Here is a 17,309-nt window from a genome sequence, read left to right on the forward strand (position 1 = left end):
AATGGGCCGCCCACATCGAGAGGCAAGGATGACGACCATCGCCCCCCCGCACAGCGCTGGCGCTGATCACGATCAGTCACTGGCCGTCGCACATGCGGCCGTAGAGGCCCGGCTGGCAGCCTTGCTGCCATCGGCAGGTCACGAGCGCGACCTCGTGGTTGCGGCCATGCGCGACTGTACCCTGGCGCCAGGCAAGCGCTTGCGGCCCCTGTTGTTACTTTTTACGGCACAGGGTCTGGGCGCATGCCCACACGCAGCGCTCGACCTCGGCTGTGCCGTCGAGATGGTACATGCAGCTTCCCTTGTGCTGGACGATCTGCCGTGCATGGACAACGCCGCCTTGCGCCGCGGCCGCCCTACCTTGCACCTGGCTTTTGGCGAAGACGTGGCTGTGTTGACGGCCATCGCCTTGCTCTCCCGTGCGTTTGGGGTTGTGGCGGGGTTGCAGACGGTCGGGCCGGATGTGCGCAGCGACCTAGTGGTGACCCTCACCTCGGCCATCGGTGCCGATGGGCTGGTCAAGGGGCAGTTGCAGGATCTGCGTGACGGTGCACGGCCGCGGACGGCGGCTGAAATTGCCGAGACCAATCAACTCAAGACCGGGGCCTTGTTCTCGGCCCTGCTAGGCATGGCCGGCCGGCTGGCGGGGGCTGGCGCCAGCCAGCAGGGCACCCTGCTGAAATTGGCGGGGGAGTTGGGGCAGGCGTTTCAGTTGCACGACGACTTGCACGACCGTGACCCGGAAAGTGGCAAGAGCATGGGGTTGGACCAGGGCAAGTCGACCCTGCTGGCGATGTGTGGCGAAATGCAGGTGCGCCAGCGGTTGGAAGCCCATTTGCAGAGCGTCGAACAGTGCCTGAACAGCCTGGGCCTTGGGACCTCGCCGATCGGTGGGGTATTGCGCAAGGTGTTCGCATCGAAGGGTGTGCAGGCTGCCGGCAGCACCGTATGGCGTCAGGGCCTGGGTGGTCTTGCGGTAGGTGGAGCGGTCGTGCATCACGTCTAAGGCGCAGGGCGTTGCGCCAATCCAAAGGTCTACGCAGTCCCTGTAGGAGCGGCCCTTGTGCCGCGATGGGCCGCAAAGCGGCCCCGGCGAAATGAGCTGCGAAGCTTAAATCCTGGGGCCGCTGCGCGGCCCATCGCGGCACAAGGGCCGCTCCTACAGGGGGCCGCGTAACCTGTGAAGCTCAAGCCAGAGCGCCGCAGCAATAGCGTGCTCACTGACCCTATCGCCTGGCATGCCGGGCAAATACCGTTTCCAGCAGTTCCCACATGACCGGGTCCAGGCTGAACGCCACGTTGAAACGCATCCAGCCCGTTGCCCTGGCATCGACCATGAACAACTGCCCGGGGCCGAGCATGATGCCTTTTTCGAGCGCGTCATCGAGCAACAGCGCGCTGTCGGGGATCGAGGGATGCCGGGTCCAGATGTACATCCCCTCGTCCGATTCGGTGAACAGCTCGAAGCCTAGCCGGTGCAGATGCTCACCCACCCGTTGATGCGCCTCGGCCAGGCGTTGACGCAGGCGCTTGAGGTGCTTGCGCCAGCGACCGTCGATGATGGCGGCATAGACGACCCGCTCCATGACCTGCGAAGTGGTCAGGCCCGAGCGCATTTTCAGGTGTACCAGCTGTTGCGCCAGTTCAGGATTGGCCAGCAGATAGCCCACCCGCACATTGGGCGAGATGCTTTTCGAGTAACTGCCCACGTAGACCACCTGCTGCAGGTGGTCCAGGCTGGCGAGGCAGGGTTGAGGATCGGCGATCATGTCGGCGTACAGGTTGTTTTCGACCAGCCGGAAACCATGCTGGTTAGCCAGTTGCAGCAGGCGGTGCAGCTGGGGCAACGGCGTGCGCGAGCACGTCGGGCTGTGCAGGTGAGGCTGGGTGAAGAAAGCCGTGGGCCTATGTTGCGCCAGCAACCGCTCAAGCTGATTGAGGTCGTAGCCATTGGGCGTGCGCGCCACCCCCAGCAGCGTTGCGCCTTGGGTGCGCAGTATGCTCATCAGGTTGGGATAGCCAGGATCGTCCACCAGTACCACGTCACCTGGCCGGACCAGCGTACGCACGGCCAGGTCCAGGGCCTGGCTGGCGCCGTGGGTCAACATCAGCTGAGCGGGGTTGGCGACGATCGACAAATCCTGCTGCAGGTTCTGCGCCGTCAATGCGCGTAGTTCGGGTAACCCCATGGGGTCGCCGTAACCGGACAGTTCCAGTGGGCTGCCAGCCACCTGCCGCAGCCCTCGGCGCAGGCCATCTTCGTACATCCAGTCATTGGGCAGCCAGCCGCAGCCTGGCTTGAACGGCAACTGCCGGGTTTCGAAGATCTGCTGCAGGTACCACTCGGTGTTGAACGTTGGTCGGCTTGCATCAGGGTCAGCCGTGTGCGTGTCCAGGAGTTCAGCGGCGGCGCGATTGACGAAAAAGCCAGCGTTGCCACGGCTTACCAGCAACCCTTGGGCGACCAGGCGATCGTAGGCTTCCACCACGGTGAAGGTGCTGACCGAGTAGGTGGCGGCGAAGGCGCGGATCGACGGCACCTTGGCGCCAGGCTTGAGCGTCTGTGTGTCGATCAGGGTGCGCAGACCGTCGATGATCTGGTTGACCAACGGTGTGGAAGCGTCTGGGTTCAATTGCAGCATGGGGGACCTTCAGGTGTGTAACGCCAGGTGCTGGCCCGGTGTATAGGGTTGGCGACCTGTACAGTGCAGTGCGAGTTTCATGCCACTGTGCATGGCTCTCTGCGATGGACATTTTTACATTAGGTGTCGGATATCGCCACACAAAGCATGTTCAGTTCGCTCCAGGCCTCAGCCCTGGGGCGCGTCAGCAGGCCGCCATGGATGGCCTGCGTGTGTTCGTTCACACCTCCTGCGCGCATTAGCACTGATGTACAGGTGAAACCGCCAGCCATCGGGGTTTCACGGTTTTCCTTGGATAAAAAGAAGCACGGGGTACACAACTGATGGACGCAACATCCACAACCACCACCGCGAACGGCGGGCATGAGAGCAAGCTCAGTGCCTCGCTGAAGTCGCGCCACCTGACGATGATGTCCATCGCCGGGGTCATCGGCGGCGCCTTGTTCGTAGGATCCGGCAGCGTGATCCACAGCGCCGGGCCGGCCGCGGTGCTGGCCTACCTGGCAGGCGGCATCCTCGTGGTGCTGATCATGCGCATGCTTGGCGAAATGGCAACGTCTTCACCCGACACGGGCTCGTTTTCCACCTACGCCGACCGCGCCATCGGGCGCTGGGCCGGCTTCACCATCGGCTGGCTGTACTGGTGGTACTGGGTCATTCTCATGGCCTGGGAAGCCTACGTAGCCGGCAAGATCCTGCACGGGTTCTTCCCAGATGTGAGTGTCAACGTGTTCGTGCTGGCCACGACGTTGCTGCTGATCACGGTCAACTTCTTCAACGTCAAGCACTACGGTGAGTTCGAGTTCTGGTTCGCCCTGATCAAGGTCATCGCGATCGTCTGCTTCCTGATCGTCTGTACCGCAGCGGTGCTCAACATCTGGCAATTCGGCGAGGTGCGGGGCATTACCCACCTGACCGCCGAAGGGTTCATGCCCAATGGCATCACCACAGTCATCGGGGCGTTGCTGGGGGTGATGTTTGCATTCCTGGGCGCCGAGATCGTGACCATCGCAGCCTCCGAGGCCAAGGACCCGGCAGCGCAGATCGTCAAGGCCACCAACTCGGTGGTATGGCGCGTGTGCCTGTTCTACGTAGGCTCGATCTTCCTGATCGTCTGCCTGGTACCGTGGAACGACCCGCACCTGGGCGTCTCCGGATACGGCGCCTATCGCCGTACCCTTGAGCTGCTGGGCGTGCCTTACGCCGAGTTGCTGATGAACTTCGTGGTGCTGACCTCGGTGAGCAGCTGCCTGATCTCTGGCCACTACACCGCCTCGCGCATGCTGTTCTCCCTGGCCCAGCGTGGTGACGCACCGTCGTTCTTCAAGATCACCCGTGCCGGCACTGGCGTGCCGGTGTACGCGATCATGGGCTCGTGCGCGGTGGCAGTGGTGTGTGCGCTGATCAACTTCAGCGAGACCCTGCGCCCCAAGGACGTACTCGATACCCTGATGAACACCACGGGCATGATTGCCCTGCTGGTGTACCTGGTGATCGCGTTCTCCCAACTGCGCATGCGCCGCAAGCTGATTGCCGAAGGCAAGGAAGTGCGCCTCAAAATGTGGCTGTTCCCGTGGCTCACCTACCTGGTGATCGCCTTCATCGTGGCGGCCCTGGTGACCATGGCGTTCATGCCTGACTACCAGATCCTGGTGATCTCCACCGGCATCGCGGCGGCGCTGGTGGTGGCGATGGGGGTTGTGCACCAGATGCGCAGCGCGCCTCGACACTAAGCCTCATTGGCTCTGCGAAGCGGCCGGTTCCCTCCAAGGGGCCGGCCGCTTCGCGTTTTGGGCGACAGATGGCATATGCTGGAGGGCATCGCTCATCGGAGAACGTCGCCATGTCCTGGTCTGCCACCCAGTATTCCTTGTTCGAAGACGAACGCACCCGGCCGGTGCGCGACCTGCTGGGGGCGGTGCCGCCGCGCCCGGTGCGGCATGCCACCGACCTGGGCTGCGGGCCCGGCAATTCCACCGAGGTGCTGCTGCAGCGCTGCCCCGACGCGCAGGTGACCGCGCTGGACAGCGACCCGGACATGATCGAGAAGGCCCGAGAGCGCAAGCGGCTGTGCATCCCCCGCGTGCACATGGTCACGGCGGACATCGCAGGCTGGTCCGCTCCTGAGCCCCAGGACCTGATCCTGGCCAACGCCTCGCTGCAATGGGTGCCCGACCACGGGCGGCTGTACCCGCACTTGGTGCGTCAGCTCAGCGAAGGGGCAAGCCTTGCGGTGCAGACGCCCGACAACCTGGAGGAGCCCGCGCATACCGCACTGCGCGAGATCGCCTGCCGTGGCCCGTGGGCGGCCAAGTTCGAGGACTTCCAGTTGCCGCCGCGCCATGGCACGGCGTTCTATTACGATCTGTTGAGCCCGCTGTGTGCCCGGGTGGAAGTGTGGCGCACCACCTACCACCACCCCTTGGCCGACGGCGCTGAGGGCGTGGTGCAGTGGTTCAAGGGTTCGGCCTTGCGGCCTTACCTGTCACGGCTGCAACCGCATGAGCAGGATGATTTCCTGCAGATGTACCTGCAGGCGATGCAAGGCGCCTACCCGCCAGCTTCCGATGGCAAGGTGCTGCTGCCGTTTCCGCGCTTGTTCGTAGTCGCTACCCGCTGAATCTTCTGGTGAGGGGTCGGCGCAGCGCAGACGGTTGTCGATCCTTGCCCATAGGCGTATAAACTGCTCCCACTTTTTGTGCCGGTCGCTTCCTGAACCGGCCGCTGAAACAAGAGAGTCGACATGGGCGCACAGTGGAAAGCCAAACATAAAGAAGCCGCGGCCAACGCCAAGGGCAAGGTCATGGGCAAGCTGTCCAAGGAAATCCAGATCGCCGCCAAATCCGGCGCCGACCCGGACATGAACCCGCGTCTGCGCCTGGCCATCGAACAGGCCAAAAAGGCTTCGATGACCCGCGAAACCCTGGAGCGGGCCATTCGCAAGGGTGCTGGCCTGGATGGCGATGCCGTGCAGTATGCGGCTGTCAGCTACGAAGGCTTCGCCCCGCACCAGGTCCCGCTGATCGTCGAGTGCCTGACTGACAACGTCAACCGCACGGTCGCGCAAATTCGTGTGCTGTTCCGCAAGGGTCAGCTCGGTGCCAGCGGCTCGGTCTCCTGGGACTTCAACCATGTCGGGCTGATCGAAGCCACCCCCAACGGTGACGCTGATCCTGAGATGGCTGCCATCGAAGCCGGGGCCCAGGACTTCGAAGAAGGCGAAGAGGAGGGGTCTACCCTGTTCATCACCGATACCACCGACCTGGACGCTGTGCAGAAGGCCCTGCCGGGGCACGGTTTCACCGTCACGTCGGCCAAGATCGGCTACACCCCGAAAAACCCGGTGAGTGCTTCGAGCCTGAGTGCCGAAGCCCTGGCCGAAGTCGAGGCGTTTCTCGAAGCCATCGACGAGAACGACGACGTCCAGAACGTCTACGTTGGCTTGACGCAGTAAGCTCGAGCCCCATCTGCCGATGCTGCCCATTGCCAGGCGTCTCGTACAGGCGATGGCTGGGCAGCGCTGCACCGGGGCGTGCCCCGAGCGGGAGCTGCCGTGAATCCTGCCTTTGCCACGCTCAGCCTTGGGCACCTGCGGGTGCTCGATCACCTGCTGCAGGTGCAGAACCTTAGCCGGGCGGCTGAGCGGCTGGGCGTGAGCCAGTCGGCCTTGAGCCGCCAGTTGGCTCAACTTCGCGAGGCCTTCGACGACCCGCTGCTGGTGCGTCAAGGCCGAGGCTACGTGCTGAGCGAGCATGCCCAGACGCTACGCGAGCCCTTGCGCCAGGTGCTGGACGAGCTGCAGGCGCTTCGTCAGCCTGCGGTATTCGAGCCTGGCCGCTGCCAACGCCGCTTTTGCCTTGCTGCTTCCGATTATGTCGCCGAGCATATGCTCCCTTTGCTGGTGACGGCGCTGGAGCAGGAAGCGCCAGGCATCAGCCTGGAGTACCGCACCTGGCAAGCCGGGCAATATGACCTGCTCGCCAGTGGCGAGATCGACCTTGCCACCACCTTGTTCGACGAGTCGCCGCCCAATGTGCACGGGCGTCTGCTGGGCGAGGATCGGGCGGTGTGCCTGATGGCACCGGATCATCCCTTGACCGCCCATGGGCGGGTTTCGCAAAGCGACTACCTGGCGTGCAGGCATGTACGAATCTCCGGTGGCGGGGACAAGGACAGCTTCATTGACCAGCATCTGCGTGCGCAGGGCCTGCAACGGCACATCAGCCTGCAAGTGCCGTTTTTTTGCGCAACGGTAAAGGTGGTCGCCAGCAGCCAGGCAGTGGCTACCGTGCCCGAACACATCGCCCGCCAATTGTGCCGCCTGCATCCGCTGGCATGGCGCCCGTTGGGGTTCGTCGAGCACAGTCAGCGGTATTGGGTGGTGTGGCACGAACGTTTGCATGGGTCGGCCGAGCATCGCTGGTTTCGAAACCGGGTGTTCGACCTGTGGCGCCAATCTCAATTCGGTGTCCAGGGCGGCGTTGCGTATTTGCCATAGCAGCTATGCGCAGGGCGCGGTTCTTCGCGCAGGCGGCGCACTCTACACTGCTCCCAGCCAGCCGCCTCACGCACTGACCGCCGTCAGCGCGTGAGGCGCCCACCACAGGAGCACGTGCATGACCCCCGAAGCGTTTCGCCAGTATGGCCATCAACTGATCGACCTGATCGCCGATTACCGCCAGACCGTGCAGCAGCGCCCGGTCATGGCCCAGGTCGAGCCCGGTTACCTGAAGGCGGCGCTGCCGCCGGCCGCGCCGCAACAGGGCGAGCCGTTCGACGCGATTCTCAAGGACGTGGACGGGTTGATCATGCCGGGCCTGTCCCATTGGCAGCACCCGGATTTCTACGGTTATTTTCCCTCCAATGGGACGCTGTCCTCCGTGCTGGGGGACTTCCTGAGTACCGGGCTTGGCGTACTGGGCTTGTCGTGGCAATCGAGCCCAGCGTTGAGCGAACTGGAAGAAACGACCTTGGACTGGTTGCGCCAGATGCTGGGTTTGTCGCAGCAGTGGAGCGGGGTGATTCAGGACACCGCCTCGACCAGCACCCTGGTCGCGCTCATCTGCGCCCGTGAGCGCTCAAGTGATTACGCCCTGGTCCGTCACGGGCTTCAAGGCCAGGACCAGCCCCTGATCGTGTATGTCAGCGCCCATGCCCACAGTTCGGTGGACAAGGCGGCGTTGCTGGCAGGCTTTGGCCGCGACAATATCCGCCTGATCGCGACCGATGAAGCCTATGCGCTGTGCCCGACTGCGCTCGAGCAGGCCATCGAACAGGACCTGGCGGCTGGCAATCGGCCGTGTGCGATCGTTGCCACCTGCGGCACTACCGCCACTACGGCCCTCGATCCGCTGCGCGCCATCAGCGCGCTGGCCCAGCAACATGGCCTGTGGCTGCACGTGGACTCAGCCATGTCCGGCTCGGCGATGATACTGCCCGAGTGCCGCTGGATGTGGGATGGGATAGAGCTTGCCGATTCGGTGGTGGTCAATGCGCACAAATGGCTGGGGGTAGCGTTCGACTGCTCGGTCTATTATGTGCGCGACCCCCAGCACCTTGTGCGCGTGATGAGCACCAACCCCAGCTACTTGCAGTCCTCGGTCGATGGGCAGGTCAAGAACCTGCGCGACTGGGGCATTCCCTTGGGGCGCAGGTTCCGCGCCTTGAAACTGTGGTTCATGTTGCGCGCAGAAGGTGTCGAGGCCTTGCAAGCACGGCTGCGCAGGGACCTGGACAATGCCAGGTGGCTGGCCGAACAAGTGCGCGCGGCAAGCGACTGGCAGTTGCTCGCCCCTGTGCCGTTGCAGACGCTGTGCCTTCGGCATTGCCCTGAAGGGATGGCCGGCCAGGCGCTGGACGCCCATACCCGAGCCTGGGCCGAGCGCATGAATGCATCGGGCGACGCCTATGTGACGCCCGCGGTGCTCGACGGACGCTGGATGGTGCGTGTGTCGATTGGCGCCCTGGGCACTGAGAAGGAGGATGTGCAACGTCTCTGGGCCAGGCTGCAGCATGTGGTGCAGGGCTGACAGCCGTGGCGCCCGTACCCGTTGCCCCAAGGAAAAACACGCTGTGGTGATGATTGAACTTCCGCGTGCCCGGTATCTCTTCTAGAATCCTGCTGCCACGCCCAATCGGGGCGTGCGCGCGGCTTCATAATGGCGCAGCGCGGTTTTGCGTCCACTTCGAGAGAGCCATGAGTTCCAGTACCCCGCTGTCCGGCGTCAACCAACCGCTTCGCGGCATCGTGTTGGTGGTGTGCGCCACGTTCATGTTCGCCAGCCACGACGCCTTGTCCAAGTTCCTGGGAGGGCTGTACCCGATCGTGATGGTGGTGTGGGCACGGTACGTGGTGCACACACTGTTGATGGCTGGCATTTTCCTGCCGCGCTCGGGCATCAACGTGTTGCGCACCCGACGCCCGCTGCTGCAAACCTTGCGCGCCTTGAGCCTGCTCAGCACCAGCCTGCTGTTCACCTCTGGGTTGCAGTACCTGCCATTGGCCGAAGCGACTGCGGTCAACTTCCTTGCACCGGTACTGGTCACTGCCCTGTCTGTACCACTGCTCAAGGAACGGGTCACGATAGCGCAATGGGTGGCAGTGGTATTGGGCTTTCTGGGGGTGCTGATTGTCGTGCATCCAGGCGGGGCGCTGTTCACGCCCGCCATCCTGTACCCGTTCGGCTCGGCGCTGGGCTTCTCTTTCTACCAATTGTTGACCCGCATCCTGGCGGCGCACGACAGCCCGACCACCAGCAATTTCTATGCAGGGTTGTGCAACACCCTGGCCATGAGTGCGCTGGTGCCGTTTTTCTGGGAAACGCCGCGCTGGGACCATGCCTTGCTGATGCTGGCGCTGGGTGGTTTCGGTATGACCGCTCACCTGCTGCTGACCCAGGCCTTCCGTTTCGCAGCGCCTGCGCTGTTGGCGCCGTTCAGCTACTGCCAGATCGTCTTCGCTGGCCTGCTAGGCCTGGTGTTCTATGGCCAGACCCCCGATACGCTCAGCCTGGTCGGGATTTGCGTGATCTGCCTCAGTGGGCTGGGGGCAGCCTGGATGCAACGGCGGCGTTAGCGCACTGGCCAGTGCCACTGCAGATGTGAAAGGCAGTACTGCTGCCAATTCGAAGTCGCTTGGGTACAAACGTGCATGTGGGTTGCGTGCTGCAATGCTTTCAGGCGGCCGGCCTGACTTGCATGCTCACAACCCCAAGGAATCACGATCATGCACATGCCCGATACCCTCAGGATTCGCAATGGCCAGAAGGTCGAAGCGACGTTCTTGGCTCAAGAATATGCCCGCCGGCATGCCGAGGTGCGCACCCTGATGAGCGCCCAGCAGCTCGAGGCACTCGTCTTTATTTCCTACCACAACGTCAACTACTAGAGTGACTACCTCTATTGCGCGTTTGGGCGCGCCTACGCGGTGGTGATCACCCCTGATCAGGTCGTCCCGATCAGTGCCAACATCGATGGCGGTCAGCCATGGCGTCGGTCTATCGGCACCGACAACATCGTCTACACCGACTGGCGGCAGGGCAGTTTTTTCACCGCCCTGCGCCAGGCGCTGCCGCAGGCGGGGCGCATTGGCGTGGAGGGTGATCACCTGACGCGCCACACCCATGCCGCACTCGCGGCATGCTACCCGCATGCCGGGCTGGTCGATATCAGCACCGCCTGCATGCGCCTGCGGCTGATCAAGTCGGCTGAAGAGCAGGCCCTGATCCGCCAGGGGGCACAGGTCGCCAAAGTCGGCGGTGCGGCGGTGATCGACGCGCTGGCTGACCAGGCGCCGGAGTTCGAGGTGGCACTGCATGCCACCCAGGCCATGGTCCGGGACATTGCCAGGCGCTATCCCGACAGCCAGTTGATGGACACCTGGACGCTGTTTCAATCCGGGCCCAACACCGATGGCGCCCACAATCCGGTAACCAGCCGTCGCGTGGGCCGGGGCGAAATCCTCAGCCTCAACTGCTTCCCGATGATCAGCGGCTACTACACGGCGTTGGAGCGCACACTCTTTCTCGATCACTGCCCGGACGAGTACCTGCGCCTGTGGCAGGTGAACGTTCAGGTGCACGAGGCAGGTCAACGCCTCGTCCGTCCAGGCGTACGGTGTTGCGACATTGCTGCTGAGCTCAATGAAATCTACCGCCAGCACGACCTGCTGCAATACCGTACCTTCGGCTACGGCCATTCCTTCGGCGTGTTGTGCCACTACTACGGGCGCGAGGCCGGCCTGGAGTTGCGCGAGGACATCGACACCGTTCTGGAGCCGGGCATGGTGGTGTCGATCGAGCCCATGATCATGCTGCCACAGGGCCTGCCAGGGGCAGGCGGCTATCGCGAGCATGACATTCTGGTCGTGACCGAGCAGGGGGCCGAGAACATTACTCAGTTCCCCTATGGGCCGCAGCACAACGTCATCTGCAAATGAGCAGCGAGCGCTCTGTCAGCGCAAGGCTGCCAGGCGGCGCTGCGCGGAAGGCGAAACACCGAACAGTCGGCTGTACGCCTTGGAAAAGTGCGCCGCCGAGCCGAAGCCGCAGGCCAGTGCGACGTCGCCAACCGGCGCGTCGCCTTGCAGCAGCAACTGCCTGGCATGGGTTAGCCGTAGTTCCTGGTAATAGCGCGTGGGGGTACGTTGCAGCTGATGCTTGAACAGGCGCTCGAGCTGACGCACGGTGATGCCGGTCAGGTTGGCCAGCTCGCTGGGTGCCAACGGCTCCTCGAGGTTGGCTTCCATGATCGCAACGACTTCAGCGGATGTGCGCCCCGGTGGCAGGGCCGCGCTCGATGGGGTTAAGGCCCGCTACCAACAGTACGTCCAGCGCTGGTCATCACGAGCGTGTAATCGGGCAGCACGCGCATGCCGTTGCTGGCGGTGACCGGCCCCTCCTGCGCCGCGATCAGTACGCTGTGAAACACGGGCCTACATGCGGCCAGGTTGGCCTTGCGCAGCGTTTCCACCGCCGATGCCAGGCCGATGGTGGTGAAATTGGGCATGATCAGAAAACCGAATGTCTTGACCGTGCCGGAGTGTGGATTTACCGAAGCGGGGTGGACCATTGGGCGATTCCTGTGCAAGCTGGGGCATAGTTTGCCCAGAAGGTGGCTGCAAGTGAACCCAGAAAACCTGTTGGCCCAGTTGCCAGGCTACCCGTTGGCCGCCGATGCGATCGAAGTGCTCCCCGATGCCCAGGCCTACCGGGCCTGCCTGCTCGAGCGTATCGGCGCAGCGACCCGGCGGATCGTCATCGTGGCGCTCTACTTGCAACATGACGAGGCGGGCCAGGAGGTGCTGGACGCACTCTATCAGGCCAAGGCGGCTCGTCCAGGGCTTGAAATAACCGTCGTGGTGGACTGGTTCCGGGCCCGGCGTGGCCTGCTGGGGGCGGGCAGGCAGCCTGGCAATGCAGCCTGGTACCAGGCCGAGCGCCAGAGCCGCCAGTTGGACATCGCGATCTACGGCGTGCCTGTGCAGACCCGCGAACTCTTCGGGGTGCTGCACCTCAAGGGTAGCATCATCGATGACTGCGTCATCTACACCGGTGCCAGCCTCAACAACGTCTACCTGCATCGGTTCGACCGTTACCGGCTCGATCGCTACCACCTGTTCCACAGCAAGGCCCTGGCCGATTGCATGGTCGACCTGGTGCATCGGCTGCTTCACCCGCAGGCCACGCCGCGCCTGGACCTTCCTGCGCCGCCTTCGACCGCCGATTTGCGCAGTGACATTCGCCGTCTGCGGGCACGGATGCGCCGGCTGACATATGCACCAGGCCCTGCAACCGAGCCGGGGAACCTGCGAGTGATTCCGCTGATCGGCGTCGGCAGGCGCAATGCATTGAACAAGACGGTGTGCGCGCTGTTGGCCGTGGCCCGCGAACGTATCGTCATCAGCACCCCGTACTTCAATCCGCCGCGGGTCGTGATGCGCGAAATTGACGACGCGTTGGCACGCGGCGTGCAGGTAGAGTTCATCGTCGGCCATCGTACTGCCAATGACTTCTACGTCCCTCCGGGGGAGCCGTTCCATGCCAGCGGGGCATTGCCTTATCTGTATGAAGACAACCTCAGGGCCTTTGCGCGCCGTCGCGAGCACCTGCTGGCCAGTGGTCAGCTGCAGGTCCGATTGTGGAACGATCCCGGGCACACCTTTCATGCCAAGGGCGTGTGGGTCGATGAACGTTATAGCTTGCTGACCGGCAACAACCTGAACCCGCGCGGCTTCAACCTGGACCTGGAGAACGGCCTGCTTATCGATGACCCCCTTGGGCAATGGCGGGGGCCGTGCGAGCAGGAGCTGAGCGCATTGCGTGAACATGCCCCGGCTATCGGTTCGGCGCACGCTCTAGGCGTCAAGGCCGAACACCCCAAACCCGTGCGCAAGCTGCTGCGCAGGCTACGCTATAGTCGGTTGGAACCGTTGATCAAGCGGGTGCTGTAGGGCAGGCGCTGTAGTGCGGCCTGCCCGATGGTCGATAGCGTTGATCGGCCGGGCACGCTGTAGGTCCACCCTGTGCATCCCCGACAATAGGCGCTCAAGGAATGGAAGCAGCTTTTGGCAATGATTCGCCGCGCAGCCGTATGGTTCGCCGCCTTGTGCTGGCTTTTTCGGGCCTGCTTTTGTTGGCGATGATCCTGGGGCTGGTGTCGCTTTATCGCATCGCCGTTTCGCTCGATCAGCGGGAGCTGGAACAAAGCCAATTCCATGCGAATGCGGCCTTGGCACAGTTGCACAAGGCCGAGCGCGCCTATCTGTGGACCCATGCTTCCTGGCAGGCAGCTTACGACCATCTGGCGCGTCCAGCGGACCGGCAATGGGCGTTCGATGAGGGCAACGTTGGTGCCACGCTCTATAGCGATGATGGCTATGCGGGCGTGTTCGTCCTGGATGATCAGGGTACGCTTTATGCAATAGTGCAAGGGCGTCTGACAGACTTGGGTTTCGATCACTTCAGCCCCGAGGGTCATCGCATCCTGCAACAAGCCCGCCAGGCCATGGCGCAGAAGCAACCGGCGTCAGGCTACGTCATGTTTGCTGGCCAGCCCGCGGTCTTTACCTCTGCCGTGATACGTCCTCCTGGCCTCGCCGACAGCCTGGCTAAGCATCACTCGGTGATGGTCTTCATTCGATTGATCGAGGCCGACTTGCTGAGTCAGATGGGTAAGACGGCCGGCCTCACGGACTTGGCTATCGCGGCAAGCGACAATGCTGCGGACGATATGGGGCATTTGCGACTTCAGGGGGTTCCCTATCGTTTGACCTGGCGCATGGACCAGCCCGGCAGCGATCTGTTGCAAACGGTATTCACACCGCTGGCGGTGGCGCTGCTGATCATCCTGGCACTGATGGTATTGCTTGCACGCTATGCCATGCGCACCAGCGCCGACATTGACCGCAGCTACCATCAGCTGGCTATTTCCAAGCGGGCGCTGGAGGCCAGCGAAGCGCGCTTCAAGGCCGTGGCCGAGGCGGCTTCCGACTGGATCTGGGAGACCGATGCGCAGCAGCACCTGATCTATCTTTCACCACGCTTTACCGAACTGACCGGGCACGACGCCGAGCTCTGGCTCAATCAGCCGATCTGCACGTTGTTCGATTGTGAAACCGGTCATGTCGAAACCTGGCTGCACAGCCTGGGCGCCAGCGAGTCTACCGGCACGCTGCGCTGCCATTACCTGGACAAGGCCGGGCAGCGACGCGAGTGCCGAATCGCGGCCAGGGCCATCATCGAGCACAAAATCTGCAAGGGATTCCGCGGCACCTGTACCGACATCACCGATGAGGTGGCAGCCCATGCCCGAATTCAGCACCTGTCACAACATGACGCCCTGACCGGGCTGCCCAACCGTAACAAGCTGTTCCGCTTCCTCGAGGACAGCGCCAAGGTGTCGCGGGCCGTGCTGATGCTCGACCTGGACAACTTCAAGCCGATCAATGACAGCCTCGGCCACCCGGCCGGTGATGCAGTGTTGATGGAGGTGGCGACGCGGCTTGGTCAAATGACCCGTTCCAGCGACCTGGTAGCGCGCCTGGGCGGGGACGAGTTCGTCATCGTCCTGATCGCACCGGGCACGCGTGATGAACTCGACCGGTTCTGCGCCCGGCTCATCGACACCCTCAAGCAGCCGATGGCGGTGGAGCACCACAAGGTACAGATAGGCGCCAGCCTGGGTGTGGTCATCTCCGACGATTACCCAGGTGGCCCTAGCGACCTGATCCGTTATGCCGACGTAGCGCTGTACGGGGCCAAGCAATCGGGCAAGAACACATGGCGGTATTTCTCCACGCAGATGAGCGCTGCGCTGCTTGAAAAGCGCGTGCTCGAACAGGAGCTGCGCGAAGGCATCCCCCGTGGCGAACTGCGTTTGCATTTCCAGCCACGGTTCAAGGTGGACGGGGTAACGATCGCCTCCGCCGAAGCGCTGGTGCGCTGGCAGCATCCCCGCCTTGGGTTGCTGATGCCGGACGAATTTGTCGGCTTGGCCGAGGAAAGCGATGTGATCGTGTTGCTGGGCAACTGGGTGCTGCAGGAGGCTTGCAAGGAGGCAGGAGCCTGGCCGCTCGATGTGCTGGTGTCCGTGAACATGTCCCCTGCCCAGTTCAGCCGCAGCGACGTGGTACGCGATGTGGCCGAGGCCTTGCGCACCACCGGGCTGCCTGCGCACCGGCTGGAGTTGGAAATCACCGAGAACGTGATGCTCAACGACGTTGAAGGCGCGTTGCAGACGATGAACGCATTGAAGGAACTTGGTGTGCGCTTGAACATGGACGACTTCGGCACAGGCTATTCGTCACTGGGCTACCTGCGTACTTACCCGTTCGACAGCATCAAGATCGATCGTCGGTTCGTCCAGTCGCTGGGCAAGAGCAGCAGTGACCGCAGTGTGGTGCAGGCGATCATCAGCCTGGGGAACGCCATGGGCATGACGGTCACGGCCGAGGGGGTGGAAACTGCGGAGCAGCTCGCTTTGCTCAGTGATGACCAGTGCCATGAGGTGCAGGGTTACTGGTTGAGTCGTCCGGTGGACAACCAGGCGTTGATCTCATTGATGGCGTCGGCCGCCACACATACCCCTGATTAACGTAGCACTTGTAGGGGCGGTCCTTGTGCCGCGGTGGGCCGCGCAGCGGCCCTGGGATTTGAACGCTGTACCACGGATCGCCGGGGCCGCTGCGCGGCCCATCGCGGCACAAGGGCCGCTCCTACCAGAGGGCTGCTATGAAGTTGCAAGTCACGGCAGCAGGAAAGTCTGGCGCACGCGGTCGTCTGCTGCTCTGAAAATCCAGCGCGAGCGCATACAATCGCCGCCTTTACAAACCACTTCGATAGGCTACACCCGCCATGGCGCTAGACCCACCTACCATGCTCACCATTTCCATCGCCTTGGCGGCAGCGGCGGCGTTGTACCTGGCAATAGAGTGGCGCAGTGTCCGCGAGTCATCGTTGCTGTACTGGAGCGCCGGGTTCGCGACCATTACCGTCGGTTGCACCTTGGCGCTGCTGCGAGGCGTTGGCCTTTTGTTCATCGGCATCTGGTTCGCGAACGGCCTGCTGGTCGTGGCCCATGGCTTGTTCCTGCTGGGCGTGCTGCGCTTCACCCAGGACCGTATTTCGCGGGCCTGGCTGGTGATCGTGCTGATCTGGTTTGCCCTGTTACTGCTGCCTGCAGGCCCAGAGTGGTCGAAAGTCATGCTGATGACCAACTCGCTGCTGGTTGCCGCCCTGACCTTGAAGGCCAGTAGCCTGCTGCAGCCGCATGGGCAGTCGCTGAGCGTAGGTGCAGTCCAGTTGCGGTACGTGCTTCTGGTCCATGGGTTGTTCTACGTGATCAAGGCAATCATTGCGATTGCGCCGGGCACGTTGATTGACCTGGCCAGTTTCGGTGGGTTGATCATCCAGGTCTCCCTGGTGGAGGGTGCCATGGCGATCATGCTGATCGCGCTGTCCATGACAGGCACGGTTCGCTACCGCCGCGAAGAACGCATCGCTCGGCTGGCCGCACGGGATCCGCTGACTGCGCTGTACAACCGGCGTGCCCTGGAAGTGCGTGCGGGGCCTTTCTTCAAGGAGGTCAGCAATGTCCGGCCTGCAGCGTTGTTGTTGATCGATATCGACAATTTCAAGCTGGTGAACGACCTGCATGGGCATGCAGCGGGGGACCGGTTGCTGGTGGCCTTGAGTGAAATGATCCGTGCGGTGTTGCCCGAGCGCTCCCTGGCGGCGCGGTTGGGCGGGGATGAGTTCGTGATTTTGCTCAGTGGGGCTAGCCGTGAAGGGGTCCTGGGGTTGGCCAAGGGACTACGGGAGCAATTTCAGGCCTATGCCGGCGGGGCAGTCCCGACACCTGCAGCGGTGACGTTGAGCATTGGGGTGAATGTGTTTGACCAGGCGCCAGCGAGTCTGGCGGCGCTGATCGAGCAGGGGGATGTGGCGTTGTACGAGTCCAAGCGCGCAGGGCGCAACAGCATTCGATTTGTGGAGCGACAGGTGACAGGTGGCGAGTTTTCTTGAGCGAGGTAGGGGTGTGGTTGTTCGGCTAATCCTGCCTCGTCATTGATCTACGTGTGCAGCCCTGTAGGCCTCACCGGCCGGAGTGGGCCGCAGTGTCCGGGCAAAAGGGGCTGGGACGTTTGTAGGCTGGGGCCGCTGCGCCATC

General features: G+C 63.0%; 11 protein-coding genes and 2 pseudogenes. 11 read left to right on the forward strand and 2 right to left on the reverse strand.

Annotation, left to right across the window (positions count from 1 at the left end; genetic code table 11):
- Positions 1–28: 28 nt before the first annotated feature.
- Positions 29–1,006 carry a polyprenyl synthetase family protein gene (locus B2J77_RS09510; RefSeq protein WP_078478499.1) on the forward strand — a complete coding sequence of 326 codons (978 nt, stop codon included), beginning with the start codon at positions 29–31 and terminating at the stop codon, positions 1,004–1,006.
- A 220-nt stretch (positions 1,007–1,226) separates the two neighbouring features.
- Here the strand turns inward: B2J77_RS09510 and B2J77_RS09515 are convergent, their stop codons facing one another.
- On the reverse strand, positions 1,227–2,642 hold the full coding sequence (locus B2J77_RS09515; protein WP_078478500.1) for a PLP-dependent aminotransferase family protein: 1,416 nt from the start codon (positions 2,640–2,642) through the stop codon (positions 1,227–1,229).
- Between the two features lie 323 nt (positions 2,643–2,965).
- On the opposite strand from B2J77_RS09515, the gene B2J77_RS09520 reads away from it, so the two are divergent.
- From B2J77_RS09520 to B2J77_RS09550, 7 genes and pseudogenes are all read left to right on the forward strand, one after another.
- Positions 2,966–4,375 carry an amino acid permease gene (locus B2J77_RS09520; protein ID WP_027914808.1) on the forward strand — a complete coding sequence of 470 codons (1,410 nt, stop codon included), beginning with the start codon at positions 2,966–2,968 and terminating at the stop codon, positions 4,373–4,375.
- 110 nt (positions 4,376–4,485) lie between these two features.
- Positions 4,486–5,262 (forward strand): trans-aconitate 2-methyltransferase, encoded by a 777-nt coding sequence (gene tam / locus B2J77_RS09525; RefSeq protein WP_058638379.1) that lies wholly within the window; start codon positions 4,486–4,488, stop codon positions 5,260–5,262.
- A gap of 123 nt (positions 5,263–5,385) precedes the next feature.
- Positions 5,386–6,096: a YebC/PmpR family DNA-binding transcriptional regulator gene (locus B2J77_RS09530; protein ID WP_058605919.1), complete on the forward strand. Its 711-nt coding sequence runs from the start codon at positions 5,386–5,388 to the stop codon at positions 6,094–6,096.
- Positions 6,097–6,195: 99 nt separating this feature from the next.
- Positions 6,196–7,140 carry a LysR family transcriptional regulator gene (locus B2J77_RS09535; RefSeq protein ID WP_058638378.1) on the forward strand — a complete coding sequence of 315 codons (945 nt, stop codon included), beginning with the start codon at positions 6,196–6,198 and terminating at the stop codon, positions 7,138–7,140.
- Between the two features lie 118 nt (positions 7,141–7,258).
- On the forward strand, positions 7,259–8,671 hold the full coding sequence (locus B2J77_RS09540; RefSeq protein ID WP_078478501.1) for a DOPA decarboxylase: 1,413 nt from the start codon (positions 7,259–7,261) through the stop codon (positions 8,669–8,671).
- A 167-nt stretch (positions 8,672–8,838) separates the two neighbouring features.
- Positions 8,839–9,717, forward strand: a complete 879-nt coding sequence (locus tag B2J77_RS09545) for a DMT family transporter (protein WP_058638376.1) — start codon at positions 8,839–8,841, stop codon at positions 9,715–9,717.
- 150 nt (positions 9,718–9,867) lie between these two features.
- Positions 9,868–11,079, forward strand: a pseudogene (locus tag B2J77_RS09550) (M24 family metallopeptidase).
- A 15-nt stretch (positions 11,080–11,094) separates the two neighbouring features.
- On the opposite strand, the pseudogene B2J77_RS09555 reads toward B2J77_RS09550, so the two are convergent.
- Positions 11,095–11,711: pseudogene (locus tag B2J77_RS09555) on the reverse strand (helix-turn-helix domain-containing protein).
- Positions 11,712–11,763: 52 nt separating this feature from the next.
- On the opposite strand from B2J77_RS09555, the gene pssA reads away from it, so the two are divergent.
- The 3 genes from pssA (at position 11,764) to B2J77_RS09570 (ending at position 17,164) form a co-directional block, all read left to right on the forward strand.
- Positions 11,764–13,092 (forward strand): CDP-diacylglycerol--serine O-phosphatidyltransferase, encoded by a 1,329-nt coding sequence (gene pssA, locus B2J77_RS09560; protein ID WP_078478502.1) that lies wholly within the window; start codon positions 11,764–11,766, stop codon positions 13,090–13,092.
- A 101-nt stretch (positions 13,093–13,193) separates the two neighbouring features.
- Entirely contained in the window at positions 13,194–15,734 is a 2,541-nt protein-coding gene (locus tag B2J77_RS09565; protein ID WP_078478503.1) for an EAL domain-containing protein, read from the forward strand.
- 281 nt (positions 15,735–16,015) lie between these two features.
- Complete coding sequence (locus B2J77_RS09570) at positions 16,016–17,164, forward strand: GGDEF domain-containing protein (RefSeq protein WP_058638371.1); 1,149 nt, start codon at positions 16,016–16,018, stop codon at positions 17,162–17,164.
- Positions 17,165–17,309: the final 145 nt, after the last annotated feature.

The sequence above is a fragment of the Pseudomonas parafulva genome, from assembly GCF_002021815.1.
Taxonomy (GTDB): Bacteria; Pseudomonadota; Gammaproteobacteria; order Pseudomonadales; family Pseudomonadaceae; genus Aquipseudomonas; species Aquipseudomonas parafulva_B.

Bases quoted from the DNA above. Each gene is read 5' to 3' on its own strand.
- B2J77_RS09515 (WP_078478500.1), bottom strand. From the start codon at position 2,642: ATGCTGCAATTGAACCCAGACGCTTCCACACCGTTGGTCAACCAGATC.
- B2J77_RS09565 (WP_078478503.1), top strand. From the start codon at position 13,194: ATGGAAGCAGCTTTTGGCAATGATTCGCCGCGCAGCCGTATGGTTCGC.
- B2J77_RS09540 (WP_078478501.1), top strand. From the start codon at position 7,259: ATGACCCCCGAAGCGTTTCGCCAGTATGGCCATCAACTGATCGACCTG.
- B2J77_RS09530 (WP_058605919.1), top strand. From the start codon at position 5,386: ATGGGCGCACAGTGGAAAGCCAAACATAAAGAAGCCGCGGCCAACGCC.
- B2J77_RS09510 (WP_078478499.1), top strand. From the start codon at position 29: ATGACGACCATCGCCCCCCCGCACAGCGCTGGCGCTGATCACGATCAG.
- B2J77_RS09520 (WP_027914808.1), top strand. From the start codon at position 2,966: ATGGACGCAACATCCACAACCACCACCGCGAACGGCGGGCATGAGAGC.
- tam (WP_058638379.1), top strand. From the start codon at position 4,486: ATGTCCTGGTCTGCCACCCAGTATTCCTTGTTCGAAGACGAACGCACC.
- B2J77_RS09545 (WP_058638376.1), top strand. From the start codon at position 8,839: ATGAGTTCCAGTACCCCGCTGTCCGGCGTCAACCAACCGCTTCGCGGC.
- B2J77_RS09570 (WP_058638371.1), top strand. From the start codon at position 16,016: ATGCTCACCATTTCCATCGCCTTGGCGGCAGCGGCGGCGTTGTACCTG.